This is a genomic window from Streptomyces sp. SLBN-31 (assembly GCF_006715395.1).
In the GTDB taxonomy this organism is placed as follows: domain Bacteria; phylum Actinomycetota; class Actinomycetes; order Streptomycetales; family Streptomycetaceae; genus Streptomyces.
The window spans coordinates 2,287,626-2,312,159 of the sequence record NZ_VFNC01000002.1 but is presented as its reverse complement, the minus strand read 5'-3'; the positions used below and the strand labels follow the sequence as shown (position 1 = coordinate 2,312,159).

General features: G+C 70.2%; 22 protein-coding genes. 13 read left to right on the top strand and 9 right to left on the bottom strand.

Annotation, left to right across the window (positions count from 1 at the left end; translation table 11 throughout):
• Positions 1 to 108: 108 nt before the first annotated feature.
• The 4 genes from FBY22_RS30635 to FBY22_RS30620 all read left to right on the top strand — a co-directional run bounded on the left by FBY22_RS30635 (position 109) and on the right by FBY22_RS30620 (position 5,311).
• Positions 109 to 1,719 carry a glycoside hydrolase family 13 protein gene (locus tag FBY22_RS30635; protein ID WP_142151220.1) on the top strand — a complete coding sequence of 537 codons (1,611 nt, stop codon included), beginning with the start codon at positions 109 to 111 and terminating at the stop codon, positions 1,717 to 1,719.
• A 62-nt stretch (positions 1,720 to 1,781) separates the two neighbouring features.
• Positions 1,782 to 3,110, top strand: coding sequence for an ABC transporter substrate-binding protein (locus FBY22_RS30630; RefSeq protein ID WP_142151219.1), 1,329 nt, complete (start codon positions 1,782 to 1,784; stop codon positions 3,108 to 3,110).
• Between the two features lie 6 nt (positions 3,111 to 3,116).
• Positions 3,117 to 4,475 (top strand): ABC transporter permease subunit, encoded by a 1,359-nt coding sequence (locus tag FBY22_RS30625; protein ID WP_142151218.1) that lies wholly within the window; start codon positions 3,117 to 3,119, stop codon positions 4,473 to 4,475.
• A complete protein-coding gene (locus tag FBY22_RS30620) occupies positions 4,472 to 5,311 on the top strand; it encodes a carbohydrate ABC transporter permease (RefSeq protein ID WP_142151217.1) in 840 nt (279 codons plus the stop codon). Before FBY22_RS30625 ends, FBY22_RS30620 begins: the two co-directional genes overlap by 4 nt.
• A gap of 38 nt (positions 5,312 to 5,349) precedes the next feature.
• Here the strand turns inward: FBY22_RS30620 and pgl are convergent, their stop codons facing one another.
• Genes pgl through tkt form a run of 5 tightly spaced genes read right to left on the bottom strand, consistent with a single transcriptional unit; the run spans position 5,350 to position 12,029 of the window.
• Positions 5,350 to 6,132: a 6-phosphogluconolactonase gene (pgl, locus tag FBY22_RS30615; RefSeq protein WP_142151216.1), complete on the bottom strand. Its 783-nt coding sequence runs from the start codon at positions 6,130 to 6,132 to the stop codon at positions 5,350 to 5,352.
• Positions 6,129 to 7,250, bottom strand: a complete 1,122-nt coding sequence (gene opcA, locus FBY22_RS30610; RefSeq protein WP_142151215.1) for a glucose-6-phosphate dehydrogenase assembly protein OpcA — start codon at positions 7,248 to 7,250, stop codon at positions 6,129 to 6,131. The genes pgl and opcA overlap by 4 nt, the downstream gene beginning before the upstream one ends.
• On the bottom strand, positions 7,247 to 8,785 hold the full coding sequence (zwf, locus tag FBY22_RS30605; RefSeq protein WP_142151214.1) for a glucose-6-phosphate dehydrogenase: 1,539 nt from the start codon (positions 8,783 to 8,785) through the stop codon (positions 7,247 to 7,249). The genes opcA and zwf overlap by 4 nt, the downstream gene beginning before the upstream one ends.
• Positions 8,786 to 8,789: 4 nt before the next feature.
• The gene (gene tal, locus FBY22_RS30600; protein ID WP_142151213.1) at positions 8,790 to 9,908 is read right to left on the bottom strand and encodes a transaldolase; all 1,119 of its coding nucleotides are present in this window, start codon (positions 9,906 to 9,908) and stop codon (positions 8,790 to 8,792) included.
• A 33-nt stretch (positions 9,909 to 9,941) separates the two neighbouring features.
• Complete coding sequence (gene tkt / locus FBY22_RS30595) at positions 9,942 to 12,029, bottom strand: transketolase (RefSeq protein ID WP_142151212.1); 2,088 nt, start codon at positions 12,027 to 12,029, stop codon at positions 9,942 to 9,944.
• A 356-nt stretch (positions 12,030 to 12,385) separates the two neighbouring features.
• On the opposite strand from tkt, the gene FBY22_RS30585 reads away from it, so the two are divergent.
• The 3 genes from FBY22_RS30585 (at position 12,386) to FBY22_RS30575 (ending at position 14,979) form a co-directional block, all read left to right on the top strand.
• The gene (locus FBY22_RS30585) at positions 12,386 to 13,339 is read left to right on the top strand and encodes a heme o synthase (protein WP_142151211.1); all 954 of its coding nucleotides are present in this window, start codon (positions 12,386 to 12,388) and stop codon (positions 13,337 to 13,339) included.
• 92 nt (positions 13,340 to 13,431) lie between these two features.
• Complete coding sequence (locus FBY22_RS30580) at positions 13,432 to 13,764, top strand: hypothetical protein (protein ID WP_174267298.1); 333 nt, start codon at positions 13,432 to 13,434, stop codon at positions 13,762 to 13,764.
• Positions 13,765 to 13,872: 108 nt separating this feature from the next.
• Positions 13,873 to 14,979, top strand: coding sequence for an amidohydrolase family protein (locus FBY22_RS30575; protein ID WP_142151209.1), 1,107 nt, complete (start codon positions 13,873 to 13,875; stop codon positions 14,977 to 14,979).
• Positions 14,980 to 14,989: 10 nt separating this feature from the next.
• Here FBY22_RS30575 and FBY22_RS30570 read toward each other — a convergent pair whose 3' ends face one another.
• The 4 genes from FBY22_RS30570 to FBY22_RS30555 are packed head-to-tail and all read right to left on the bottom strand — an operon-like array spanning position 14,990 to position 18,612.
• Entirely contained in the window at positions 14,990 to 16,000 is a 1,011-nt protein-coding gene (locus FBY22_RS30570) for a heme A synthase (protein ID WP_142152568.1), read from the bottom strand.
• A 56-nt stretch (positions 16,001 to 16,056) separates the two neighbouring features.
• Positions 16,057 to 16,773: an ABC transporter permease gene (locus tag FBY22_RS30565; RefSeq protein ID WP_260845328.1), complete on the bottom strand. Its 717-nt coding sequence runs from the start codon at positions 16,771 to 16,773 to the stop codon at positions 16,057 to 16,059.
• A gap of 53 nt (positions 16,774 to 16,826) precedes the next feature.
• Positions 16,827 to 17,750 (bottom strand): ABC transporter ATP-binding protein, encoded by a 924-nt coding sequence (locus tag FBY22_RS30560; protein ID WP_142151207.1) that lies wholly within the window; start codon positions 17,748 to 17,750, stop codon positions 16,827 to 16,829.
• A gap of 10 nt (positions 17,751 to 17,760) precedes the next feature.
• Positions 17,761 to 18,612: an aminoglycoside N(3)-acetyltransferase gene (locus tag FBY22_RS30555; RefSeq protein WP_142151206.1), complete on the bottom strand. Its 852-nt coding sequence runs from the start codon at positions 18,610 to 18,612 to the stop codon at positions 17,761 to 17,763.
• A 159-nt stretch (positions 18,613 to 18,771) separates the two neighbouring features.
• On the opposite strand from FBY22_RS30555, the gene FBY22_RS30550 reads away from it, so the two are divergent.
• The 6 genes from FBY22_RS30550 to FBY22_RS30525 all read left to right on the top strand — a co-directional run bounded on the left by FBY22_RS30550 (position 18,772) and on the right by FBY22_RS30525 (position 24,524).
• Complete coding sequence (locus FBY22_RS30550; protein ID WP_142151205.1) at positions 18,772 to 19,515, top strand: metalloregulator ArsR/SmtB family transcription factor; 744 nt, start codon at positions 18,772 to 18,774, stop codon at positions 19,513 to 19,515.
• The gene (sufB, locus tag FBY22_RS30545; protein ID WP_142151204.1) at positions 19,512 to 20,936 is read left to right on the top strand and encodes a Fe-S cluster assembly protein SufB; all 1,425 of its coding nucleotides are present in this window, start codon (positions 19,512 to 19,514) and stop codon (positions 20,934 to 20,936) included. Before FBY22_RS30550 ends, sufB begins: the two co-directional genes overlap by 4 nt.
• A 61-nt stretch (positions 20,937 to 20,997) precedes the next feature.
• Entirely contained in the window at positions 20,998 to 22,179 is a 1,182-nt protein-coding gene (sufD, locus tag FBY22_RS30540) for a Fe-S cluster assembly protein SufD (protein ID WP_142151203.1), read from the top strand.
• Positions 22,179 to 22,499, top strand: a complete 321-nt coding sequence (locus tag FBY22_RS30535; protein WP_058926031.1) for a non-heme iron oxygenase ferredoxin subunit — start codon at positions 22,179 to 22,181, stop codon at positions 22,497 to 22,499. Before sufD ends, FBY22_RS30535 begins: the two co-directional genes overlap by 1 nt.
• A gap of 7 nt (positions 22,500 to 22,506) precedes the next feature.
• Positions 22,507 to 23,271 (top strand): Fe-S cluster assembly ATPase SufC, encoded by a 765-nt coding sequence (gene sufC / locus FBY22_RS30530; RefSeq protein WP_142151202.1) that lies wholly within the window; start codon positions 22,507 to 22,509, stop codon positions 23,269 to 23,271.
• Positions 23,268 to 24,524, top strand: a complete 1,257-nt coding sequence (locus tag FBY22_RS30525) for a cysteine desulfurase (protein WP_142151201.1) — start codon at positions 23,268 to 23,270, stop codon at positions 24,522 to 24,524. The genes sufC and FBY22_RS30525 overlap by 4 nt, the downstream gene beginning before the upstream one ends.
• The last annotated feature ends 10 nt before the right edge of the window (positions 24,525 to 24,534 follow it).

Below are 24,534 nucleotides of genomic sequence, written 5' to 3'. Positions count from 1 at the left end.
ATCTCTCTTCATCCTGTCCTAGTTGATCCGTATTTCACAGGCCAACTCGGCGGTAGCTTCCGTTCTCATCGTTGACACCCGCGCGAAGCGCCTACATAACATGCATACATGTTGAGTAAGTACCGCTGGTGGCGTGACGCGGTGATCTATCAGGTGTACGTCCGCAGCTTCCTGGACAGCACCGGCGACGGCGTCGGCGATCTCGCCGGAGTCAGGGCGGGGCTGCCGTACCTGAAGAAGCTGGGCGTCGACGGGATCTGGCTGAGCCCCTTCTACCCGTCCCCGCAGCACGACCACGGCTACGACGTGGCCGACTACTGCGATGTCGACCCGCTCTTCGGCGACCTCGCCGAGTTCGACCTGCTGATGGCGGACGCCCGGCGGCTCGGCATCAAGGTGCTGCTCGACATCGTCCCCAACCACTGCTCCAGCGAGCACCCGTGGTTCCGCCAGGCGCTGGCGGCCGAGCCCGGCAGCGCGGCCCGCGCCCGCTTCCACTTCGCCGACGGCCGCGGGCCCGAGGGCGCCGAGCCGCCCAACAACTGGCACTCCATGTTCGGCGGCCCGGCCTGGACCCGGGTCGGCGACGGCCAGTGGTACCTGCACATGTTCGCCTCCGAGCAGCCCGACTGGAACTGGCGCAACCCCGAGGTCGGCGCCGAGTTCGACCGGGTGCTGCGGTTCTGGCTCGACCGGGGCGTCGACGGCTTTCGCATCGACGTGGCCGCGGGCCTGTTCAAGCACCCCGAGCTGCCCGACTCCGACGACCCCGAGGCCGACGCCCGCACCCGCGACTCGGTCAACCCGCTGGCCTGGAACCAGCCCGAGGTGCACGAGGTGTGGCGGCACTGGCGGTCGGTGTGCGAGGAGTACACCGGGCGGGACGGCCGCGAGCGGCTGCTGGTCGGCGAGGTGTCGGTGCCGACGGCACGCGAGCACGCGCTGTACGTCCGGCCGGACGAGCTCCACCAGGCCTTCTTCTTCGACCTGCTCAGCGCCCCCTGGGACCCGGGCGCCTTCCGCAAGGTCATCTCCGAGGCCATGCAGGACATCGCCGGTACCGGCTCCACGGTCACCTGGGTCCTCAACAACCACGACCAGGTCCGCACCGTAACCCGTTACGGCGAACCCGCCACCGAGGGCAGCGGCCTCGGCGCCGCCCGTGCCCGCGCCGCCGCGCTGCTGATGCTGGCGCTGCCCGGAGCCGCGTACATCTACCAGGGCGAGGAGCTGGGTCTGCCCGAGGTCGTCGACCTGCCCGACGACGTGCTCACCGACCCGATCTTCCGGCGCACGGGCAGCCGGGCCCGCATCCGCGACGGCTGCCGCGTGCCGCTGCCGTGGTCCGGGCAGGCCTCGCCCTTCGGCTTCACCTCCGGCGCCGAGAGCGCCCGCCCGTGGCTGCCGCAGCCCTCCTACTTCGCCGAGTACGCCACCGACCGCGCCCTCGCCGACACCCGCTCCTTCTGGCACCTGTACCGCGACGGCCTGCAACTGCGGGCGTCCCTGCCCCAGTTGGGCGAGGGCACGCTGCGCTGGCTGGACACCCCGCCCGGCGTCCTCGCCTTCGAGCGCGGCGACGGCCTGGTCTGCGCCGTCAACTTCGGTACGGCGCCCACGCCCGCACCGGTCTCCGGCACCCCGCTGCTGTCCAGCGGCCCGTGCCCGGCCGGGGTACTGCCCGGCTCCACGGCCGCCTGGTGGCTCGCCGACCTCTGACCGGGCACGGCCCCCCTTACCTGACCACTCGTCAGTTACCCACCCCTGAAGGGACATCAACGATGATGCGACGACGTACCACCCTGCTCACCGGCTGCACCGCCCTCGCCCTGGCCCTGGGCGCGACCGCCTGCGGAGGCGGCGGCCCGGTCTCCGCGGGCGGCGGCGACAAGGCCCTCGGCGGCCAGACGGTCACCGTGGCCGGAGTGTGGACCGGCAGCGAGCAGAAGAACTTCCAGAAGGTCCTCGACGCGTTCAGCGCGAAGACCGGGGCCAAGACCCAGTTCATCTCCACCGGCGACAACGTCTCCACCGTCGTCGGCAGCAAGATCGAGGGCGGCAACGCGCCCGACGTGGTGATGGTCCCGCAGGTCGGCGTGTTGCAGCAGTTCGCCAAGAAGGGCTGGCTCACCCCGCTGTCGGCCACCACCGAGAAGACGGTGGACGCCGGCTACGCCCCCGTCTGGAAGAAGTACGGCAGCGTCGACGGCCGCCTCTACGGCCTCTACTTCAAGGCCGCCCACAAGTCGACCGTCTGGTACAGCCCCGACGCCCTGAACCAGGCCGGCGTCAAGCCGCCGAAGACGTACGACGAGATGCTGAAGGCCGGCCGCACCGTCTCCGACTCCGGGCTCGCCGCGTTCTCGGTGGCCGGCCAGGACGGCTGGACCCTCACCGACTGGTTCGAGAACATCTACCTCTCCCAGGCCGGACCCGAGAAGTACGACGCCCTGGCCGCCCACAAGCTGAAGTGGACCGACACCAGCGTCGTCAAGGCACTGGACACGCTCGGCAAGCTGTTCAAGGACAAGCGGCTGGTGGCTGGCGGCCAGAAGGAGGCCCTCAACACCGACTTCCCCGGCTCGGTGGCGAAGGTGTTCGGCCCCAAGCCCGACGCCGGCATGGTCTACGAGGGCGACTTCGTCGCCGGGGTCGCGCACGACCAGTTCGGCAGGACCATCGGCACGGACGCGAACTTCTTCCCCTTCCCCGCGGTCGACGGCGGCAAGGCGCCCGTCGTCAGCGGCGGTGACGCGGCCGTCGTCCTGAAGGACGGCAAGAACGCCAAGGCCGGCATGAAGCTCCTGGAGTACCTGGCCACCCCGGAGGCCGCCGCCGTGTGGGCGAAGGCCGGCGGCTTCCTGTCCCCCAACGAGAAGCTCGACCTCTCCTCCTACGGCGACGACGTCACCCGCGCCACCGCCAAGTCCCTCGTCGAGGCCGGGGACTCGGTCCGCTTCGACATGTCCGACCAGGCGCCGGCGGCCTTCGGCGGCACCAAGGGCGCGGGCGAGTGGAAGCTGCTGCAGGACTTCCTGCGCGACCCGTCCGACCCGAAGGGGACCGCGGCCCGCCTGGAGTCCGCGGCGGCCAAGGCGTACCAGGGCTGACGCGCGATGACCGCGACCCTGGTGAAAGAGACGAGCCCACCCGCCACCGGCCTGGTCGAGCGCGCCCGGCGCTCCCGGCGGCGGGCCCGGATCGTCGCCCTGCTCTTCGTCTTCCCGGCGCTGCTCCTGCTCGGCGCGCTGGTCGTCTACCCCGTGCTGTTCTCGGTCGGCCGCAGCTTCTTCGACGCCTCCGGCACCCGCTTCGTGGGCGGCGACAACTACACCGAGATGTTCCGCGACCCGGCCACCCTCAAGGCCGTCCGCAACACGGCCATCTGGGTCGTGGTCGCCCCGGCGCTGCTGACCGGCCTCGGCCTGATCCTCGCCGTGCTGGTGGAGAAGGTGCGCTGGGCCACGGCCTTCAAGCTGCTGCTGTTCATGCCGATGGCGGTCTCCTTCCTGGCCGCCGGCATCATCTTCCGCCTCGCCTACGACCAGGACCCGAACAGGGGCGTCCTGAACGCCGCCGTGGTCGGCGTGCACGACACCTTCGCGGGCACGTCCCACTACCCGACCGCACGGGCCCGCCCGGACCAGGGCCTGACCGCGGGCAGGGACGGCTCGTACCGCACGAACGCGACCGCGAGGCCCGGCGACTCGGTCACCCTCGGCCTGGTCGGCGTCGCCCCCAAGGACCTGCCCGGCGGCGCCCGTCCCGCCTACCCGGCCGCCCAGCGCACGGCGGCCGCCGGTGAACTGCGCGGCGTCGTCTACCTGGACTTCACGCCCGGCGGAGGAGGCAGACCGGGGACGGTCGACCGGCGGGAGAGCGGGCTGCCCGAGATGAAGGTCGAGGCTGTGCGGGACGGCAGGACGGTCGCCGGTACGACGACGGCGGCGGACGGCTCCTTCCGCTTCACCGGCCTCAAGTCGGGTGCGTACACGGTGAAGTTGCCGGCCTCGAACTTCGCGCAGCCGTACCAGGGCGTCTCCTGGCTCGGACCGGCGCTCGTGACGCCGGCGATCATCGGGGCGTACGTGTGGATCTGGACGGGATTCGCGATGGTACTGATCGGGGCGGGGCTCGCCACCCTTCCCCGGGACGCGCTGGAGGCGGCGCGGATGGACGGGGCCAACGAGTGGCAGATCTTCCGCCGCATCACCGTCCCGCTCCTCGCCCCCGTCCTCACCGTGGTCTTCGTGACGCTGCTGATCAACGTGATGAAGGTCTTCGACCTCGTCTACATCATCGCGCCCGGCGACGTCGCGGAGGACGCGACCGTGCTCGCCACGCAGATGTGGCTGGTGTCCTTCGGCGGCGGCAACAACCAGGGCCTGGGCAGCGCGCTCGGCGTCCTGCTCCTCCTCCTGGTCGTCCCCGCCATGGTCTTCAACGTCCGTCGCTTCCGAAGGAGTCAGCGATGAACGCTGTGCGGCGCGCCCTTTCCAGCGGTCTGGTTCAGGCCTTCCTCGTCCTGATCGGCCTGGTGTGGCTGACACCGCTCGCGGGACTGTTCATGTCCTCGCTGCGCTCGTCCGAGGACTCGGCGAGCAGCGGCTGGTGGACGGCGTTCACCAGGCCGGGCCAGCTGTCCTTCGACAACTACTCGGCGCTGCTGAAGAACGCGGGCATCACGCAGGCGTTCTGGAACACCGTGCTGATCTCGGTGCCGGCGACCGTCCTGGTCGTGGTCCTCGCGGCGCTCGCCGGATACGCCTTCGCCTGGCTGGACTTCCCCGGGCGCGAGGCCGTCTTCCTGGTCGTGGTCGCCCTGTTGGTGGTGCCGGTGCAGATCGGCCTGCTGCCGGTCGCCAAACTCTTCGGGGAGCTGGGCCTGTTCGGCACGATCCCCGGCGTGGTGCTCTTCCACGTGGCGTACGGGCTGCCGTTCGCGGTGTTCCTGCTGCGGAACTACTTCGCCGAGATGCCGAAGGAGATGCTGGAGGCGGCCCGGATGGACGGCGGGAGCGAGTGGCGCATCTTCACCCGGCTGGTCCTCCCGGTCGGCCGCCCCGCGATCGCGTCCCTGGCCATCTTCCAGTTCCTGTGGGTGTGGAACGACATGCTGGTCGCCCTGCTGTTCGCGGACCCCTCGTCACAGCCGTTGACGGTGGAACTCCAGTCCCAGATACGGCAGTTCGGCAGCAACATCGACGTCCTGGCGCCGGGCGCGTTCGTGTCCCTGGTGGTGCCGCTGGTGGTGTTCTTCGCCTTCCAGCGGCACTTCGTGCAGGGCGTGATGGCCGGATCCGTGAAGTGAGGCGGTGGGGGCTCCCGTCGGCAGCCCCCACCGCGCGCTCACGGCGACGCCGGTGGGTACAGCGACCTCGGCAGTTGTGAGGCGGCCGCCGCGTCCAGCAGCCACAGGGTGCGCTGCCTGCCGCGTGCGCCCGCCGCCGGGGCCTGGATCTCGCCCGCGCCGGACAGGGCGATCGCCGCCGCCTCCGCCTTGTCCTCGCCGGCCGCCAGCAGCCACACCTCGCGGGCCGCCCGGATCGCGGGCAGCGTCAGCGTCACCCGGGTCGGCGGCGGCTTGGGGGAGCCGTGGACGCCCACCACCGTGCGGTCCGTCTCGCGGACGGCCGGCAGCTCCGGGAACAGGGACGCCACGTGCGTGTCCGGGCCGACGCCCAGCATCAGCACGTCGAAGGTGGGTACGGCGCCATGGTTCTCCGGGCCCGCCGCACGGGCCAGTTCCTCCGCGTAGGCGGCCGCCGCCGCGTCGACGTCGGAACCGAACGGACCGTCGGAGGCGGGCATGGCGTGCACGCGCTTCGGGTCCAGCGGGACCGCGTCCAGCAGAGCCTCACGGGCCTGCGTGACATTGCGGTCCGGGTCGCCCTCGGGCAGGAAGCGCTCGTCTCCCCACCACAGGTCCAGCCGGCCCCAGTCGATCGCGTCCCGGGCCGGCGCGGCGGCGAGGGCGGCCAGCAGGCCGTTGCCGTTGCGGCCGCCCGTGAGGACCACCGACGCGGAGCCGCGGGAGGACTGCGCGTCCACGATCTTCGTGATCAGCCGGGCCGCGGCGGCCTGCGCCATCAGGTCCTTGTCGTGGTGCACGACCAGCTGCGGGGTGCTCACTTCGCCGCCGCCTTCTTCGACTCCTGCTTCACCGGCTCCGCCGCCGCCGCTTCCTGTGCGGAAGCTTTCGCAGCGTCCTCGACAGGCGTTTCGACGGCGAGGGGTTCTCCGGTGCCGGACTCGGCCCCTCCGGGGACGTCGGTGGCCGGCTCTCCTTTGGCAGCCGCTTCCGGAAAGGGAGCCCCCGACGCCGGCGCGTTCAGCCGCTCCACCCCGAACCGCAGTGCCGACGCGTAGGTGTCGTCCGGGTCGAGCCGCCGCAGCTCCTCGGCGATCAGTTCGGCCGTCTCCCGCCGCTTCAGCGCCACCGCGCGGTCCGGCTGGCCCTGGATGGAGAGGGTGGCGAGCGAACCGTCCGCGCGGTCCAGGACGATCGGTCCGCTGTTCGTGTGCATACGCACCGCCGTCAGACCGGGCCCGCCGGACAGCGACCGCTTCACGGGCACGTCCAGCCGGTCCGCCAGCCACATCGCCAGCAGCTCGCAGCTCGGGTTGAACTCCTCGCCCTCCACCTCGACGGCCTCCACCTCACAGGTGACCTGGTCGAGAGCGGCGGCCAGCATCGAGCGCCACGGCGTGATGCGGGTCCAGGACAGGTCGGTGTCGCCGGGCGTGTAGGTGTCGGCGCGGGCCGTCAGTTCCCGCACCGGCTGCTCGGCGGCGTAGGTGTCCGTCACCCGGCGCTGGCCGAGCGCGCCCAGCGGGTCGCTGGCCGGGTCGAGCGGCGCGTTCACCGGCCACCACACGACGACGGGCGCGTCCGGCAGCAGCAGCGGCAGGACGACGGACTGCGCGTGCTCGGCCGTCTCGCCGTACATCCGCAGCACGACCGTCTCGCCGGTGCCCGCGTCCGCGCCCACCCGTACCTCGGCGTCCAGCCGGGACGACGTGCGGTCGCGGGGGGTGCGAGAGACGCGCTTGATGACCACGAGCGTGCGCGAGGGGTGCTCGCGCGAGGCGTCGTTCGCGGCCTTCAGCGCGTCGTACGCGTTCTCCTCGTCCGTCACGATGACCAGCGTCAGCACCATGCCGACGGCGGGCGTGCCGATGGCCCGCCGCCCCTGCACCAGCGCCTTGTTGATCTTGCTGGCCGTGGTGTCCGTGAGGTCTATCTTCATGGCCGGCGCCAGCTCCGTCCGTCTCGCTCGAGCATTTCGTCCGCCTCGACGGGACCCCAGGTGCCGGACGCGTACTGCGCGGGCTTGCCGTTCTTGTCCCAGTACTGCTCGATCGGGTCGAGGATCTTCCAGGACAGCTCGACCTCCTCGGTGCGCGGGAAGAGGTTCGAGTCGCCCAGCAGCACGTCCAGGATCAGCCGTTCGTACGCCTCCGGGGAGGACTCGGTGAAGGACTCGCCGTAGGCGAAGTCCATCGACACGTCCCGGATCTCCATGGAGGTGCCCGGCACCTTCGAGCCGAAGCGGACCGTCACGCCCTCGTCGGGCTGGACGCGGATGACGATCGCGTTCTTGCCGAGCTCCTCCGTCGCCGTGTGGTCGAAGGGGGAGTGCGGCGCCCGCTGGAAGACGACCGCGATCTCGGTGACGCGACGGCCGAGGCGCTTGCCGGTGCGCAGGTAGAAGGGGACGCCCGCCCAGCGGCGGTTGTCGATGCCCAGCTTGATGGCGGCGTAGGTGTCGGTCTTGGAGTTGGCGTCGATGCCCTCCTCCTGGAGGTAACCGACGGCCTTCTCACCGCCCTGCCAGCCCGCCGCGTACTGCCCGCGCACGGTGTCCCGGCCCAGGTCCTTCGGCAGCCGCACGGCCCCGAGCACCTTGGTCTTCTCCGCGGCCAGCGCGTCCGCGTCGAAGGAGGCCGGCTCCTCCATGGCCGTGAGGGCCATCAACTGGAGCAGGTGGTTCTGGATGACGTCACGGGCGGCGCCGATGCCGTCGTAGTAGCCGGCGCGGCCGCCGATGCCGATGTCCTCGGCCATCGTGATCTGCACATGGTCCACGAAGGACCGGTTCCAGATCGGCTCGAACATCGTGTTGGCGAAGCGCAGCGCCAGGATGTTCTGGACGGTCTCCTTGCCCAGGTAGTGGTCGATGCGGAAGACCTGGTCCGGGGCGAAGACCTCGTGCACGACCTTGTTGAGCTCCTCGGCCGACTTCAGGTCGTGGCCGAAGGGCTTCTCGATGACCGCACGCCGCCAGGAGCCGCCGGTCTGGTCCGCCAGGCCGTGCTTCTTCAGCTGCTGGATGACCACCGGGAAGGAGCGCGGCGGCACCGACAGGTAGAAGGCGAAGTTGCCGCCCGTGCCCTGTGCCTTGTCCAGCTCCTCGATGGTGGAGCGCAGCCGCTCGAACGCGTCGTCGTCGTCGAAGGTGCCCTGGACGAAGCGCATCCCCTGGATGAGCTGCTGCCAGACCTCCTCGCGGAACGGCGTGCGGGCGTGGGCCTTGACTGCGTCGTGGACCTCGGCGGCGAAGTCCTCGTTCTCCCACTCGCGGCGGGCGAAGCCCACCAGCGAGAAGCCCGGCGGCAGCAGACCCCGGTTGGCGAGGTCGTACACGGCGGGCATCAGCTTCTTGCGCGACAGGTCGCCGGTGACGCCGAAGATGACCAGGCCCGACGGCCCCGCGATACGCGGGAGCCGTCGGTCCGCGGGGTCACGAAGCGGGTTCGCTCCGGAACCGGAAAGTGGAGCCAAGGTCTCAGCCCTCCGCGGGGGCGAGGCGCTCCAGCTCCGCCTCGGTCGACTTCAGCAGGTCGTTCCAGGACGCCTCGAACTTCTCGACGCCCTCGTCCTCCAGCACCTGCACGACCTCGTCGTAGGAGATCCCGAGCTTCTCGACGGCGTCGATGTCGGCGCGGGCCTGCTCGTACGTCCCGGCGACCGTGTTGCCGGTGATGGAGCCGCTCTCCTCGGTGGCGTGCAGGGTGGCCTCCGGCATGGTGTTCACCGTGTTCGGCGCCACCAGGTCGTCGACGTACAGGGTCGGCTTGTAGGCCTTGTCCTTCACGCCGGTGGAGGCCCACAGCGGGCGCTGCTTGCGGGCGCCCGCCCTCTCCAGCGCCTGCCAGCGGTCGGAGGAGAAGACCTCCTCATAGGCCTGGTACGCCAGCCGCGCGTTGGCGACGGCGGCCTTGCCGCGTACCGCCTTGGCCTCGTCGGTGCCCAGCTCGTCGAGCCGCTTGTCGATCTCGGTGTCCACGCGGGAGACGAAGAAGGACGCCACGGAGTGGATCTTCGACAGGTCCAGGCCGCGCTCCTTGGCCTTCTCCAGGCCGGAGAGGTAGGCGTCCATGACCTTGCGGTAGCGCTCCAGGGAGAAGATCAGCGTGACGTTGACACTGATGCCGAGGCCGATGGTCTCGGTGATCGCCGGGAGGCCCGCCTCGGTGGCCGGGATCTTGATGAGCGTGTTCGGCCGGTCCACCAGCCAGGCAAGCTGCTTGGCCTCGGCCACGGTCGCCTTGGTGTTGTGGGCGAGACGCGGGTCGACCTCGATCGACACGCGGCCGTCCTGGCCGTCGGTGGCGTCGAAGACCGGGCGCAGGATGTCGGCGGCGTCGCGGACGTCCGCCGTCGTGATCATGCGGATGGCCTCTTCGACGGTGACCTTGCGGGCGGCGAGGTCGGACAGCTGCTGGTCGTAGCCGTCGCCCTCGGAGATCGCCTTCTGGAAGATCGTCGGGTTGGTGGTGACGCCCACGACGTGCTGCTGGTCGATCAGTTCGGCGAGGTTGCCGGACGTGATCCGCTTGCGCGACAGGTCGTCCAGCCAGATCGCGACGCCTTCTTCGGAGAGGCGCTTGAGTGCGTCTGTCATGGAATTACATCTCCTACGTGTCGTATACGGGCGTCAGCGCTGGGCGGCGGCGAGGGATTCCCGGGCCTGGGCGGCCACGTTCTCGGCGGTGAAGCCGTACTCCTGGAAGAGCACCTTGCCGTCGGCGGAGGCACCGAAGTGCTCCAGGGAAACGATGCGGCCGGCGTCCCCCACGTACTTGTGCCAGGTCAGACCGATACCGGCCTCGACCGCGACCCGCGCCTTCACGTGCGGCGGCAGAACGCTGTCCCGGTACCCCTGGTCCTGCTCCTCGAACCACTCCACGGACGGCATGGACACGACCCGCGTCGGCACCCCGTCGGCCTGGAGCGCCTCGCGCGCCTCGACGGCGACGTGCACCTCGGAGCCGGTGGCGATCAGAACGACCTGGGCCTCGCCGCCCTCCGCCTCGAACAGGACGTAACCGCCCTTGGCGGCGTCGTCGTTGGGCTCGTACGTCGGCACGCCCTGACGCGTGAGAGCCAGCCCGTGCGGGGCGCCCTTGCCGTACTCCTTGGTCCAGCGCTTGAGGATCTCGCGCCAGGCGATCGCGGTCTCGTTGGCGTCGGCCGGACGCACGACGTTGAGGCCGGGGATGGCGCGCAGCGACGCGAGGTGCTCGACCGGCTGGTGGGTCGGGCCGTCCTCGCCGAGGCCGATGGAGTCGTGCGTCCACACGTACGTCACCGGCAGGTGCATCAGCGCGGACAGGCGTACGGCGTTGCGCATGTAGTCGGAGAACACCAGGAAGGTGCCGCCGTAGACACGGGTGTTGCCGTGCAGGGTGATGCCGTTCATCTCCGCGGCCATGGAGTGCTCGCGGATGCCGAAGTGCAGGGTGCGGCCGTAGGGGCTGGCCTCCGGCAGCGGGTTGTCCGCCGGCAGGAACGACGACGTCTTGTCGATGGTCGTGTTGTTGGAGCCGGCCAGGTCGGCCGAGCCGCCCCACAGCTCCGGGATCACCGCGCCGAGCGCCTGCAGCACCTTGCCGGACGCGGCGCGCGTGGCGACGCCCTTGCCGGGCTCGAAGACCGGGACCTTGTCCTCCCAGCCGGCCGGCAGCTCGCCCTTGCTGACGCGGTCGAAGTCGGCGGCCCGCTCGGCGTTGTTCTCGCGCCACAGCTGGAACGACTTCTCCCACTCGGCCTTCGCCTCGCGGCCCCGCTCCAGCGCCTGCCGGGTGTGCTTGATGACGTCGTCGGAGACCTCGAAGGTCTTCTCCGGGTCGAAGCCCAGCACGCGCTTGGTGGCGGCCACCTCGTCGTCGCCGAGCGCGGAGCCGTGGGCGGCCTCGGTGTTCTGGGCGTTCGGGGCGGGCCAGGCGATGATCGAGCGCATCGCGATGAAGGACGGCCGGTCCGTCACCTGCTTGGCGGCCTCGATCGCGTTGTAGATGGCGTGCGGGTCCAGGTCGCCGTCCGGCTTCGGGGCGATCCGCTGCACGTGCCAGCCGTACGCCTCGTAGCGCTTGACGGTGTCCTCGGAGACGGCCGTCTCGGTGTCGCCCTCGATCGAGATGTGGTTGTCGTCCCACAGCAGGATCAGGTTGCCGAGCCTCTGGTGGCCGGCCATCGAGGACGCCTCGGCGGAGATGCCCTCCTGAAGGCAGCCGTCACCGGCGATGCAGTAGACGAAGTGGTCGAACGGGGACTCGCCCTGCGGGGCCTCCGGGTCGAACAGACCGCGCTCGTAGCGCGCGGCCATCGCCATGCCCACGGCGTTGGCGACACCCTGGCCGAGCGGGCCGGTCGTCGTCTCGACGCCCTTGGTGTGGCCGTACTCCGGGTGGCCGGGGGTCTTCGAGCCCCAGGTACGGAAGGCCTTCAGGTCGTCCAGCTCCAGGCCGAAGCCGGCCAGGTAGAGCTGCGTGTAGAGGGTCAGGGACGAATGGCCGGCGGACAGCACGAAGCGGTCGCGGGCAACCCAGTCCGGGTCGGCCGGGTCATGCCGCATCACCTTCTGGAAGAGGGTGTAGGCGGCGGGCGCCAGGCTCATGGCCGTACCCGGATGGCCGTTGCCGACCTTCTGTACGGCGTCGGCGGCCAGGACGCGGGCGGTGTCCACGGCCCGCTGGTCCAACTCGGTCCACTCGAGGTCTGTGGTGGTCGGCTTGGTGCTCACCCTGAGTCAGGGCTCCTCTCCACATGTCACGCATGTCGAATGCCGGCGCACTGGACGCCCACCGGCCGTTGTCGAGCCTACCCCTGTAAGAACGTGCATTTTTTCGAGTCATTCCAGACTGCCGGGACTGCGCGGCCTCCGCCTCCCGACTGGGCTGGAGCCCATTCGGCAACTGAATACGCAGCCGCTCATCCGACTGCTCAATCGAGCTTGCGTACGACCTTCTGTGGGCCCTCGCCAACACGACCCCACCCCCGCGAAGGCCGGGGTATGGGCAACGTCTACAGTGGCGTGGTACGCGCGAGCCTTTACCCGTACTTCACACGGGCGAGGCTCGCTGGGATGTCTCTGTAGGGGTGTGCGTGACGGCCGTCGAATCCCGTCCAGCGGGGGTAATCGGTGCGAGCGAGAGCCCGCGTCACCGGCCGTTCGGGGCCCGTGTCAAGGCGTTCGTGGCGCTGACCAAGCCGCGGATCATCGAGCTCCTGCTCATCACCACCGTTCCGGTGATGTTCCTCGCCCAGCGGGGTGTACCGGACCTGACGCTGGTGCTGCTCACCTGCGTGGGCGGCTACCTGTCGGCGGGCGGCGCCAACGCGCTGAACATGTACATCGACCGCGACATCGACGCGCTGATGGACCGCACCTCGCAGCGACCGCTGGTCACCGGCATGGTGAGCCCGCGCGAGTGCCTGGCCTTCGGTGTCACCCTGGCGGTGGTCTCCACGCTCCTGTTCGGCCTCACAGTCAACTGGCTGTCGGCCTGGCTCTCCCTCGGCGCGCTCCTCTTCTACGTCGTCGTCTACACGATGATCCTCAAGCGCCGTACCTCGCAGAACATCGTGTGGGGCGGCATCGCGGGCTGCATGCCCGTGCTGATCGGCTGGTCGGCCGTCACCGACTCCCTCTCCTGGGCCCCGGTCATCCTGTTCCTGGTGATCTTCTTCTGGACGCCGCCGCACTACTGGCCGCTGTCGATGAAGGTGAAGGACGACTACGCGCGCGTGGGCGTGCCGATGCTGCCGGTCATCGCCTCCAACAAGGTCGTCGCCCGGCAGATCGTGATCTACAGCTGGGTGATGGTGGCCGTCTCCCTGCTGCTCACCCCCCTCGGTTACACGGGCTGGTTCTACACCCTGGTCGCCCTGGCGGCGGGCGGCTGGTGGCTGTGGGAGGCGCACGCGCTGCAGACCCGCGCGAAGGCGGAGACGACCGGCGCGAAGCTGAAGGAGATGCGCCTGTTCCACTGGTCCATCACCTATGTGTCGCTGCTGTTCGTGGCGATCGCGGTGGACCCCTTCCTGCGCTGACACCCCGGTACCGCCCGACGGGCGGGGTGCGTGGTCAAAGCCACGCACCCCGCCCGTCGCCGTTTGATCTACCCGTCGGTAGCATCCTGGCCATGGCAGACACGCAGCAGGTTGACGCGAAGGCCGAGCGCAAGGTGGCGAGGCTCGCCAAGCGGATCAGCGCCTTCTCCAAGGCGCACGGCGGAGCCGAGGGGCAGGTGGCCCACATCGGCGAGCGCGGCGCGCGCATCGTCCTCGTCGGCGAGGACGGCGGCTGGGGCGACCTCGTGGCGCCCTCGTACGAACTCGCCGAGAAGGCCGTCCAGAAGGCCGGGATCACGGTCCACGAGGACTTCGACGGCGAATTCGCGGCGAAGGTGCGCACCGGGCGGTACGAGTGGTCGCGGATGGCGGGCATCCAGCTCGGCGGTCCGGCGAACAGCTGACCGCTTCCGGCGATTTCGCACGGGGTGTGTCACACCAACACCTCATGACCGGTTCACCCGTTAGGACCTGTTAAGGAGCAACGGTCCAGTAATAGACGGAGAGCCCGGATGATCGAAACGCCGTCCCTCGTGGACCAGTACTGCCACGGCGTACTGAGAACCGAGCTGGGCCTCGGCACCTTCGAGGCCCAGCTGGCCCGCACCGAGGGTCCGCCCGCCCCGGGCACCACGCTCTTCGACACCCAGACGGGTTTCGCCGTACGGCGCTGGTGCCCGCCCCTGCTGGGCATGGAACCGCACTGTCATCCCGCCCGTTACCTCGCCCGCCGTCGTGAACTCGGCGTCCTGGAGGCGGGCCGCAGACTGCTGCGCGGGAGCGGGATCACGACGTACCTCGTCGACACGGGTTTGCCCGGCGATCTGACCGGGCCGGACGAACTGGCCTCCGCGAGCGCGGCCGAGGCCCGTGAGATCGTCCGCCTGGAATTACTGGCCGAGCAGGTCGCCGACACCTCCGGCACCGTCGAGTCCTTCCTCGCCAACCTCGCCGAGTCGGTGCACGGCGCCGCCGCTGGCGCCGTCGCCTTCACCTCGGTCGCCGGCACCCGCCACGGCCTTGCCCTGGCGCCCGAGCCGCCGGGGCCCGGGGAGGTGCGGGGCGCGGCGGGCCGCTGGCTGTCCGGCCGGCGGGTCGGGGGCCGGCTGACCGACCCCGTCCTGCTGCGGCACCTGCTGTGGGTCGCGGTCGGCTCCGGCCTGCCGCTCCAGCTGCACGCGGGGCTCGGCGAACCGGGTCAGCGCATCGACCGCACCGACCCCGTGCTGCTCACCGACTTCGTCCGCGCCACGGCCGGTCTCGGCACGGACCTGGTCCTGCTGCACGGCTACCCGTACCACCGGCACGCCGCCCACCTCGCAGGCGCCTTCCCGCACGTCTACGCCGACTCGGGTGCCGCCCTGGTGCGTACCGGCGCCCGTGCCGCGACCGTGCTCGCCGAGATCCTGGAACTGGCCCCCTTCGGCAAGATCCTCTTCTCCAGCGGGGCGCACGGGCTGCCCGAGCTCCACGTGGTGGGCGCCCGCCTCTTCCGGGAGGCGCTCGGACGGGTGCTGGGCCGCTGGGTGGCCGAGGGGGCGTGGTCGCCGGCGGACGCCCAGCGGGTGGCGGGGCTGGTGGCGGCGGGCAACGCCCGGCGGGTGTACGGGCTGGAGTGAGCCGTACGGCCTACGCGCGCGTGCCGATCGTCATCTCGGCCGACGGCCCCGGCAGGTCGGCCACCACCTCCGGCCGTTCGCGCAGCGCCAGCAGCACCCGCAGGACACCGATCCACACCAGGCACGAGCCGAGCATGTGCAGGCCCACCAGGGCCTCGGGGAGCTTGGTGAAGTACTGGACGTAACCGATGACGCCCTGGGCGAGCAGGATCACGAAGAGCTCGCGGGTGCGGGCGAGGGGGGCCGGGGGAGCGTCGACCGCCTTGAGGACGAACCACAGGGCGAACGTCAGCGTGACCACGATCCAGGCCAGTACGGCGTGCAGCTTGCTGACCGTCTCCCAGTCCAGCGGCATCCGCTCGACCTCGCGGGAGTCACCGGCGTGCGGGCCCGCGCCGGTGACCACCGTGCCGACCGCGATGAGCAGCGTGGCGGCCAGCACCAGGAACCACACCATCTGCTGCACGGGCCTGCCGACCAGCGGCCGGGGCGCCCCGTCACCCTCGCGGGTGCGCTGCCACATGACGGTGGCCACGGCGATCAGCGCGGACGAGAGCAGGAAGTGCGCCGCGACCGTGTACGGGTTGAGGCCGACCAGCACCACGATGCCGCCCAGGATCGCGTTGCCCATCACGATCCAGAACTGCGCCCAGCCCAGCCGGGTCAGACTGCGCCGGTACGGCTTCTCCGAGCGCGCGGCGACGATCGCCCAGCCGACGGCCGCGCAGAGCACGTAGGTCAGCATGCGGTTGCCGAACTCGATCACGCCGTGGAAGCCCATCGCACTGGTCGTGGTGAGCGAGTCGGCGGTGCACTTCGGCCAGGTCGGGCAGCCGAGCCCGGAACCGGTGAGGCGTACCGCGCCGCCGGTGACCACGATGACCACCGACATCACGAGCGCGGAAAGGGCCGCCCGCCGAACCGTCCGGGGTGTCGGGGTCCAGCGTGCGGCGATGAGGGCGAGCGGGTTGCGCACGGCCGCGAGGGCGTCGGCGCGGGTCACGTATGGCACGGGCACCATCGTAGGCCGCCGCTTGTGCACGCTTTCACGAGGGTCCATGACCGCTCACTTCCCTGCTACTCCCAGCGGAAGAACTTCCCCGCCGCGGCCAGCCCCACGACCGCCCACGCGGCCAGGATCCCCAGGTCGCCCCACGGCATGCCGGCGCCGTGCTGCAGCACGTCCCGCAGGCCGTCCGACAGGGCCGAGATCGGCAACAGGCCCAGGACGTCCTGCGCTGCCTGCGGGAACTTGTCGAGCGGCACGATCACCCCGCCGCCCACGAGCAGCAGCAGGAAGACCAGGTTGGCGGCGGCCAGGGTCGCCTCGGCCTTCAGGGTGCCCGCCATGAGCAGGCCCAGGCCCGAGAAGGCCGCCGTGCCAAGGACGATCAGGAGGACGGCGGCGAGCGGGTTCCCCTGCGGGGACCAGCCCAGGGCAAAGGCGATCACCGTCAGCAGGATCACCTGTAGGACCTCCGTGACCAGCACGGACGCCGTCTTCGCCGTCATCAGGCCCCAGCGGGGCAGCGGGGAGGAGGCGAGGCGCTTGAGGACGCCGTAGCGGCGTTCGAAGCCCGTGGCGATGGCCTGGCCGGTGAAGGCCGTGGACATGACCGCGAGCGCGAGGATGCCGGGGGCGAGGAAGTCCACCGCATCGCCCTTGCCGGTGTCCACGATGTCCACCGAGCTGAACAGGACCAGCAGCAGGGTCGGGATCACGACCGTCAGGAGCAGCTGCTCGCCGTTGCGCAGCAGCATCTTCGTCTCCAGCGCCGTCTGGGCCGCGATCATGCGGGGCAGAGGGGCCGCGCCCGGCTTCGGCGCGTAGGTACCGGTGACCGTCGTCACGAGCGCAGCTCCTTGCCCGTCAGCTCCAGAAAAACGTCTTCGAGGGTGTGCCGTTCCACCGAGATCCTGTCCGGCATCACGCCGTGCTGCGCGCACCAGGACGCCACCGTCGCCAGCAGCTGCGGGTCGACCTTGCCGACGACCCGGTACGAGCCCGGCGTCAGCTCGGCGGCCGAGCAGTCGGCCGGGAGCGCCTTGAGCAGCGACCCCACGTCCAGGCCGGGGCGGCCGACGAAGCGCAGGGTGTTCTCGGCCCCGCCCCGGCACAGCTCCTCCGGGGAGCCGTGTGCGATGACCCGGCCCGCGTCGATGATCGCGACGTCGTCGGCGAGCTGCTCGGCCTCCTCCATGTAGTGCGTGGTGAGGATCACCGAGACGCCGTCCGCGCGCAGGTCACGGACCAGGTCCCAGGTGGCGTGGCGGGCCTGCGGGTCGAGGCCGGCGGTCGGCTCGTCCAGGAAGACCAGCTCGGGGCGGCCGACCACGGCCATGGCCAGCGCCAGACGCTGCTGCTGGCCGCCGGAGAGGCGGCGGTACGTCGTACGGCCGCAGGAGCCGAGGCCGAGGCGCTCGATGAGGGCGTCCACGTCCAGCGGGTTCGCGTGCAGCTTCGCCACGTGCCGGAGCATCTCGTCGGCCCGCGCGCCGGAGTACACGCCTCCGGACTGGAGCATCACGCCGATGCGGGGGTGCAGGTCACGGGCCTGGCGCACCGGGTCGAGGCCGAGGACGCGCACCGCGCCAGAGTCCGGTCTGCGGTACCCCTCGCAGGTCTCGACGGTCGTCGTCTTGCCCGCGCCGTTCGGACCGAGTACGGCGGTCACGCCCGCCTCGGCCACCAGGTCGAGGCCGTCCACGGCGGTTTTCGTGCCGTACCGCTTCACCAGGGCCTGAACCTGGACCACGGGCTCACTTCGCATGGGCCCGAGTCTAGGTACGCGGCGCCCGGCTCCGACGGGCGGGTGCCGGATCCGCACCCGTTGCCATCTCCTCCTCGCGTGAGCGGTGCAGCGGCAGCCACCGCTCGGCGTAGGCCACCGCGTCCGCCACGGGGAACAGCCGCACGTCGGCCGCGCCCGCCTTTCCCCGTACGACGGGACGGTCCCGCTCGAAGTCGTGGCCCAGCTCGTCGAAGCGGGCCGAGGTGATCGACACCTCGATCACCGTCTCCCAGCCGCCGCCCGGCACGGGACGGCCCACGCCGACCAGCGGGGAGGGGATGCGGTACTCGGCCAGGTGGAAGCTGGTGCACGACCCGTAGCCGGCGCCCAGGAGCAGCACCCGGGCGCCCATCTCCTCCAGCCTGGCCAGCGGGCTGTGCTCGCCCAGCCGGCAGTCCGTCGCGTGTCCGTCGACGATCCGCGCCGCGGCCGGGCCGACCGCGGCGAAGGACGTCTGGGGGTGCGCGCTGCGCAGGGCGCCCGGCCAGGTGCGCACGGTCTCCGGGACGACGCCGACCCCGCGCGTGGGGGTGACCAGCGGGTCGTACGCGGGCATCGAGGCCCGGATCCGCGCCCACCACTCCTCGGGCACCGGCGGGCTGTTCCACAGCGCCGGGTCGGAGATGTCGCCGGTCTGGGTGGGAACGACGATCGTGCCGTCCGGGCCGACCGCCTCCAGCAGGGCCTGGACCACCGCGACGGCACCGCCGCAGACCCAGCCGAGACTGCTGAGGGAGGAGTGCACCAGGAGGGTCTCTCCGCTGTGGACGCGGAGCCCGCGCAGCTCTGCGGCCAGTGTGTCCCGCGTGACGAGTGGGCCGGTCGGAGGGGGTGTTGCCATGGTGGGGAGTCTTACCCACGGGTCTGCCCTGTGCCACCTGTTTGATCGATCAAAGATCGTTCGCGCAGGTCAGTTAGGTGAACCTAAGTGACGCAGGGCACCGTCCGGTCCTCCGGACGCCGCTTGCCCGGTCCAGAGGAATTACGCAACAATGGCGTTGTGAAAAACGTCGGCGAGGCTCGGGAGACCCCCACGGGGACCCCCCACGAGGAGCTCGCGACCGGGGAGCGGTCCACCCGCAACCGGGTCGCGCGGTCCATCCTGGACCACGGGCCGTCGACCGTCACCGAGCTGGCCGGCCGGCTGGGCCTGACCCCGGCCGCCGTACGACGGCATCTGGACGCGCTGGTCGCCGACGACGTCGTCGAGGCGCGGGAGCAGCGGGTGTACGGCACGCGTACGCGTGGCCGCCCCGCGAAGGTGTTCGCGCTCACCGACTGCGGCCGCGACGCCTTCGACCAGTCGTACGACAAGCTCGCCGCGGACGCCCTGCGCTTCATCCAGGAGCGGTTCGGCGGGGACGAGGCGGTCGTCGCCTTCGCGCGCGCGAGGATCGCCGAGCAGGCCGACGCCTACCGCAGGGCGATCGAGGCCGCCGCCCCCGAAGAGCGCACGGAAGCGCTGGCCAAGGCCCTGAGCGCGGACGGGTACGCTGCTACGGCGCGCAGCGCACCGGTCGGCGAGCAGCTGTGCCAGCACCACTGCCCCGTCGCCCATGTCGCGGAAAAGTTCCCCCAGCTCTGCGAGGCGGAGACCGAGATCTTCTCCCAGCTGCTGGGTACCCACGTCCAGCGACTGGCGACCATCGCGCACGGCGACGGCGTCTGCACGACGTTCATCCCAAAGATTTCCGAGATCACTCACAACGCATCTGCAAGCACGGCCGGGAGGAACCCCGCATGACTCTCCCCATCGAGGAGACTGCCCACCCTGAGCTTGAGGGCCTGGGCAAGTACGAATACGGCTGGGCGGACTCCGACGAAGCCGGTGCCTCGGCGAAGCGCGGTCTCAGCGAGGAAGTCGTCCGGGACATCTCCGCCAAGAAGAACGAGCCGGAGTGGATGACCAAGCTCCGTCTCAAGGGCCTGCGCCTGTTCGACAAGAAGCCCATGCCGAACTGGGGCTCGGACCTGTCGGGCATCGACTTCGACAACATCAAGTACTTCGTGCGCTCCACGGAGAAGCAGGCGGAGTCCTGGGAGGACCTGCCCGAGGACATCAAGAACACGTACGACAAGCTCGGCATCCCCGAGGCGGAGAAGCAGCGCCTCATCGCCGGTGTCGCGGCCCAGTACGAGTCCGAGGTCGTCTACCACCAGATCCGCGAGGACCTGGAGGAGCAGGGCGTCATCTTCCTGGACACCGACACCGCCCTGAAGGAGCACCCGGAGCTCTTCAAGGAGTACTTCGGCACGGTCATCCCGGTCGGCGACAACAAGTTCGCGTCGCTGAACACCGCGGTGTGGTCGGGCGGCTCCTTCATCTACGTGCCGCCGGGCGTCCAGGTGGAGATCCCGCTCCAGGCCTACTTCCGTATCAACACGGAGAACATGGGCCAGTTCGAGCGGACCCTGATCATCGTCGACGAGGGTGCCTACGTGCACTACGTCGAGGGCTGCACCGCGCCGATCTACAAGTCGGACTCGCTGCACTCCGCGGTCGTCGAGATCATCGTCAAGAAGAACGCCCGCTGCCGCTACACGACCATCCAGAACTGGTCGAACAACGTCTACAACCTGGTCACCAAGCGCGCCGTCGCCTACGAGGGCGCCACCATGGAGTGGATCGACGGCAACATCGGCTCCAAGGTGACGATGAAGTACCCGGCCGTCTACCTGATGGGCGAGCACGCCAAGGGCGAGACCCTGTCCATCGCCTTCGCGGGCGAGGGCCAGCACCAGGACGCCGGCTCCAAGATGGTCCACATGGCGCCGAACACCTCCTCCAACATCGTCTCCAAGTCGGTGGCGCGCGGCGGCGGCCGTACCTCCTACCGCGGTCTGGTCGAGATCGGCGAGGGCGCCCACGGCTCCAAGTCGAACGTGCTGTGCGACGCGCTGCTCGTCGACACCATCTCCCGCTCCGACACGTACCCCTACGTGGACGTCCGCGAGGACGACGTGTCCATGGGGCACGAGGCCACCGTCTCCAAGGTCTCCGACGACCAGCTCTTCTACCTGATGAGCCGCGGCCTCAGCGAGTTCGAGGCGATGGCGATGATCGTGCGCGGCTTCGTCGAGCCCATCGCGAAGGAGCTGCCCATGGAGTACGCCCTCGAGCTCAACCGGCTGATCGAGCTGCAGATGGAGGGCGCGGTCGGTTAGGACCGGCCCCCCGGTTAAGCAGCCAGCAATTCTGACGTAGGAAGAGAGCAGACCGACAGCCATGGCTGAGGCTCAGAACATCCCGGTGGGCAGCACGACCGCCGGCCAGATCGCGGTGGCCGCCGAGTCGACCGTCGCCACGCGCATGAGCGCGCCCCCCTCCTTCGACGTGGCGGACTTCCCCGTCCCGCACGGCCGCGAGGAGGAGTGGCGGTTCACCCCGCTGGAGCGCCTGCGCGGGCTGCACGACGGCACCGCCGTCGCCGGCGGCGACGGGGTCAAGGTCGCGGTGGACGCCCCCGAGGGCGTCACCGTCGAGACCGTCGACCGCGGCGACCCCCGGATCGGCAGGGCCGGCACCCCCGTGGACCGCATCGCCGCCCAGGCGTTCTCGGCGTTCGAGAAGGCCGGCGTGGTCACCGTCCCCAAGGAGACGGTCCTCACCGAGCCCATCCGGATCGCCGTGCACGGCGAGGGCGGAACCCGCTTCGGCCACCAGGTGATCGAACTGGGCGCCTTCGCCGAGGCCGTCGTCGTCATCGACCACACCGGTGACGCCGTGCTCGCCGCCAACGTCGACTACATCCTGGGCGACGGCGCCAAGCTCACCGTCGTCTCCGTCCAGGACTGGGACGACAAGGCCGTGCACGTGGCCCAGCACAACGCCCTCGTCGGGCGGGACGCGAGCTTCAAGTCGGTCGTGGTGACCTTCGGCGGCGACCTCGTACGCCTGCACCCGCGCGTCTCCTACGCCGGTCCCGGCGGCGAGGCCGAGCTGCTCGGGCTGTACTTCACGGACGCCGGCCAGCACCAGGAGCACCGCCTCCTGGTCGACCACAACGCCCCGCACTGCAAGTCCAACGTCGTCTACAAGGGCGCGCTCCAGGGCGACAGCGCCCACGCGGTGTGGATCGGCGACGTGCTCATCGAGGCCAAGGCCGAGGGCACGGACACCTACGAGATGAACCGCAACCTCGTGCTGACCGACGGCGCCCGCGTCGACTCGGTGCCGAACCTCGAGATCGAGACCGGCGAGATCATCGGCGCCGGCCACGCCTCCGCCACCGGCCGCTTCGACGACGAGCAGCTCTTCTACCTGATGGCCCGCGGCATCCCCGCCGACGAGGCCCGTCGCCTGGTGGTCCGCGGCTTCTTCGCCGAGCTGGTCCAGCAGATCGGCGTCGACGACATCGAGGCGCGCCTGCTGGAGAAGATCGACGAGGAGCTGGAGGCGTCGGTCTGATGTCAGCGTTCGTACGCGCCTGCGGGCTGAGCGAGCTGGAGGAGGACACCCCGAAGCGGGTGGAACTCGACGGCACGCCGGTCTCGGTCGTCAAGACCGAGGGCGAGGTGTTCGCGATCCACGACATCTGCTCGCACGCGAACGTCTCCCTCTCCGAGGGCGAGGTGGAGGACTGCCAGATCGAGTGCTGGCTGCACGGCTCCAGCTTCGACCTGCGCACCGGCAAGCCGTCCGGCCTCCCCGCGACGCGCCCCGTCCCCGTATACCCCGTAAAGATCGAAGGGGACGACGTTCTCGTCTCCCTCAACCAGGAGTCCTGAGGCACCCATGGCAACGCTTGAAATCCGAGACCTGCGCGTCACCGTCGAGGCCGACAACGCCACGAAGGAGATCCTCAAGGGTGTCGACCTGACCGTGAAGCAGGGCGAGACGCACGCCATCATGGGCCCCAACGGCTCCGGCAAGTCGACCCTCGCCTACTCCCTCGCGGGCCACCCGAAGTACACGATCACCGGCGGCACCGTCACCCTCGACGGCGAGGACGTCCTGGAGATGTCCGTCGACGAGCGCGCCCGTGCCGGCCTGTTCCTGGCGATGCAGTACCCGGTCGAGGTCCCCGGCGTCTCGGTCTCCAACTTCCTGCGCACCTCCGCCACCGCGATCCGCGGCGAGGCCCCCAAGCTGCGCACCTGGGTGAAGGAGGTCAAGGAGGCCATGGAGCGCCTGCACATGGACTCCTCCTTCGCCGAGCGCAACGTCAACGAGGGCTTCTCCGGCGGTGAGAAGAAGCGCCACGAGATCCTTCAGCTCGAACTGCTCAAGCCGAAGATCGCGATCCTCGACGAGACGGATTCCGGCCTGGACGTCGACGCGCTGCGTGTCGTCTCCGAGGGCGTCAACCGCGTCCGCGAGTCCGGCGAGGTCGGCACCCTGCTGATCACGCACTACACGCGCATCCTGCGCTACATCAAGCCCGACTTCGTCCACGTCTTCTCCGGCGGCCGCATCGTCGAGTCCGGCGGCGCCGAGCTCGCCGACAAGCTGGAAAACGAGGGCTACGAGGCATACACGAAGGGTGGCGTATCCGCGTGACACAGCTGCCGGGCCTCCTCGACACCGAGGCGATCCGCAAGGACTTCCCCATCCTGGACCGCCAGGTCCACGACGGGCAGAAGCTCGTGTACCTGGACAACGCGGCGACCTCGCAGAAGCCGCGCCAGGTGCTGGACGCCCTCGCCGAGTACTACGAGCGCTACAACGCCAACGTCCACCGGGGTGTGCATGTGCTCGCCGAGGAGGCCACGGCGCTGTACGAGGGCGCGCGCGACAAGGTCGCGGCGTTCATCAACGCGCCGAGCCGCGACGAGGTGATCTTCACCAAGAACGCCTCCGAGTCGCTCAACCTCGTGGCCAACATGCTGGGCTGGGCCGACGAGCCCTACCGGGTGGACCACGAGACCGAGATCGTCATCACGGAGATGGAGCACCACTCCAACATCGTGCCGTGGCAGCTGCTCGCGCAGCGCACGGGCGCGAAGCTGAAGTGGTTCGGCCTGACCGACGACGGCCGTCTCGACCTGTCCAACATCGACGAGGTCATCACCGAGAAGACGAAGATCGTCTCCTTCGTGCTGGTGTCGAACATCCTGGGCACGGTCAACCCGGTCGAGACGATCATCCGGCGCGCGCAGGAGGTCGGTGCCCTCGTCTGCATCGACGCCTCGCAGGCCGCCCCGCACATGCCGGTTGACGTGCAGGCCCTGCAGGCCGACTTCGTGGCCTTCACCGGCCACAAGATGTGCGGCCCGACCGGCATCGGCGTGCTCTGGGGCCGTCAGGAGCTGCTGGAGGACCTGCCTCCGTTCCTCGGCGGCGGCGAGATGATCGAGACGGTGTCGATGCACTCCTCGACCTACGCTCCCGCGCCGCACAAGTTCGAGGCGGGCACCCCGCCGATCGCGCAGGCCGTGGGCCTGGGCGCGGCGATCGACTACCTCGACGCGATCGGCATGGACAAGATCCTCGCCCATGAGCACGCGCTGACCGAGTACGCCGTCAAGCGGCTGTCGGAGGTCCCGGACCTCAGGATCATCGGCCCGACGACGGCCGAGGACCGGGGCGCGGCGATCTCCTTCACGCTCGGCGACATCCACCCGCACGACGTGGGCCAGGTACTGGACGAGCAGGGCATCGCGGTCCGCGTGGGCCACCACTGCGCCCGCCCCGTCTGCCTCCGGTACGGAATTCCCGCGACCACGCGAGCGTCGTTCTATCTGTACTCCACGCCGGCCGAGATCGACGCACTGGTCGAGGGGCTGGAGCACGTACGGAACTTCTTCGGCTGATGGGACGAGC

Coding starts and splice junctions, on each gene's coding strand:
- FBY22_RS30635 (WP_142151220.1), top strand. CDS start 109: ATGTTGAGTAAGTACCGCTGGTGGCGTGACGCGGTGATCTATCAGGTG.
- FBY22_RS30630 (WP_142151219.1), top strand. CDS start 1,782: ATGATGCGACGACGTACCACCCTGCTCACCGGCTGCACCGCCCTCGCC.
- FBY22_RS30625 (WP_142151218.1), top strand. CDS start 3,117: ATGACCGCGACCCTGGTGAAAGAGACGAGCCCACCCGCCACCGGCCTG.
- FBY22_RS30620 (WP_142151217.1), top strand. CDS start 4,472: ATGAACGCTGTGCGGCGCGCCCTTTCCAGCGGTCTGGTTCAGGCCTTC.
- opcA (WP_142151215.1), bottom strand. CDS start 7,250: ATGAAGATAGACCTCACGGACACCACGGCCAGCAAGATCAACAAGGCG.
- tal (WP_142151213.1), bottom strand. CDS start 9,908: ATGACAGACGCACTCAAGCGCCTCTCCGAAGAAGGCGTCGCGATCTGG.
- FBY22_RS30580 (WP_174267298.1), top strand. CDS start 13,432: ATGGCAGACACGCAGCAGGTTGACGCGAAGGCCGAGCGCAAGGTGGCG.
- FBY22_RS30575 (WP_142151209.1), top strand. CDS start 13,873: ATGATCGAAACGCCGTCCCTCGTGGACCAGTACTGCCACGGCGTACTG.
- FBY22_RS30570 (WP_142152568.1), bottom strand. CDS start 16,000: ATGGTGCCCGTGCCATACGTGACCCGCGCCGACGCCCTCGCGGCCGTG.
- FBY22_RS30565 (WP_260845328.1), bottom strand. CDS start 16,773: ATGATCGCGGCCCAGACGGCGCTGGAGACGAAGATGCTGCTGCGCAAC.
- FBY22_RS30560 (WP_142151207.1), bottom strand. CDS start 17,750: ATGCGAAGTGAGCCCGTGGTCCAGGTTCAGGCCCTGGTGAAGCGGTAC.
- FBY22_RS30555 (WP_142151206.1), bottom strand. CDS start 18,612: ATGGCAACACCCCCTCCGACCGGCCCACTCGTCACGCGGGACACACTG.
- sufB (WP_142151204.1), top strand. CDS start 19,512: ATGACTCTCCCCATCGAGGAGACTGCCCACCCTGAGCTTGAGGGCCTG.
- sufD (WP_142151203.1), top strand. CDS start 20,998: ATGGCTGAGGCTCAGAACATCCCGGTGGGCAGCACGACCGCCGGCCAG.
- FBY22_RS30535 (WP_058926031.1), top strand. CDS start 22,179: ATGTCAGCGTTCGTACGCGCCTGCGGGCTGAGCGAGCTGGAGGAGGAC.
- sufC (WP_142151202.1), top strand. CDS start 22,507: ATGGCAACGCTTGAAATCCGAGACCTGCGCGTCACCGTCGAGGCCGAC.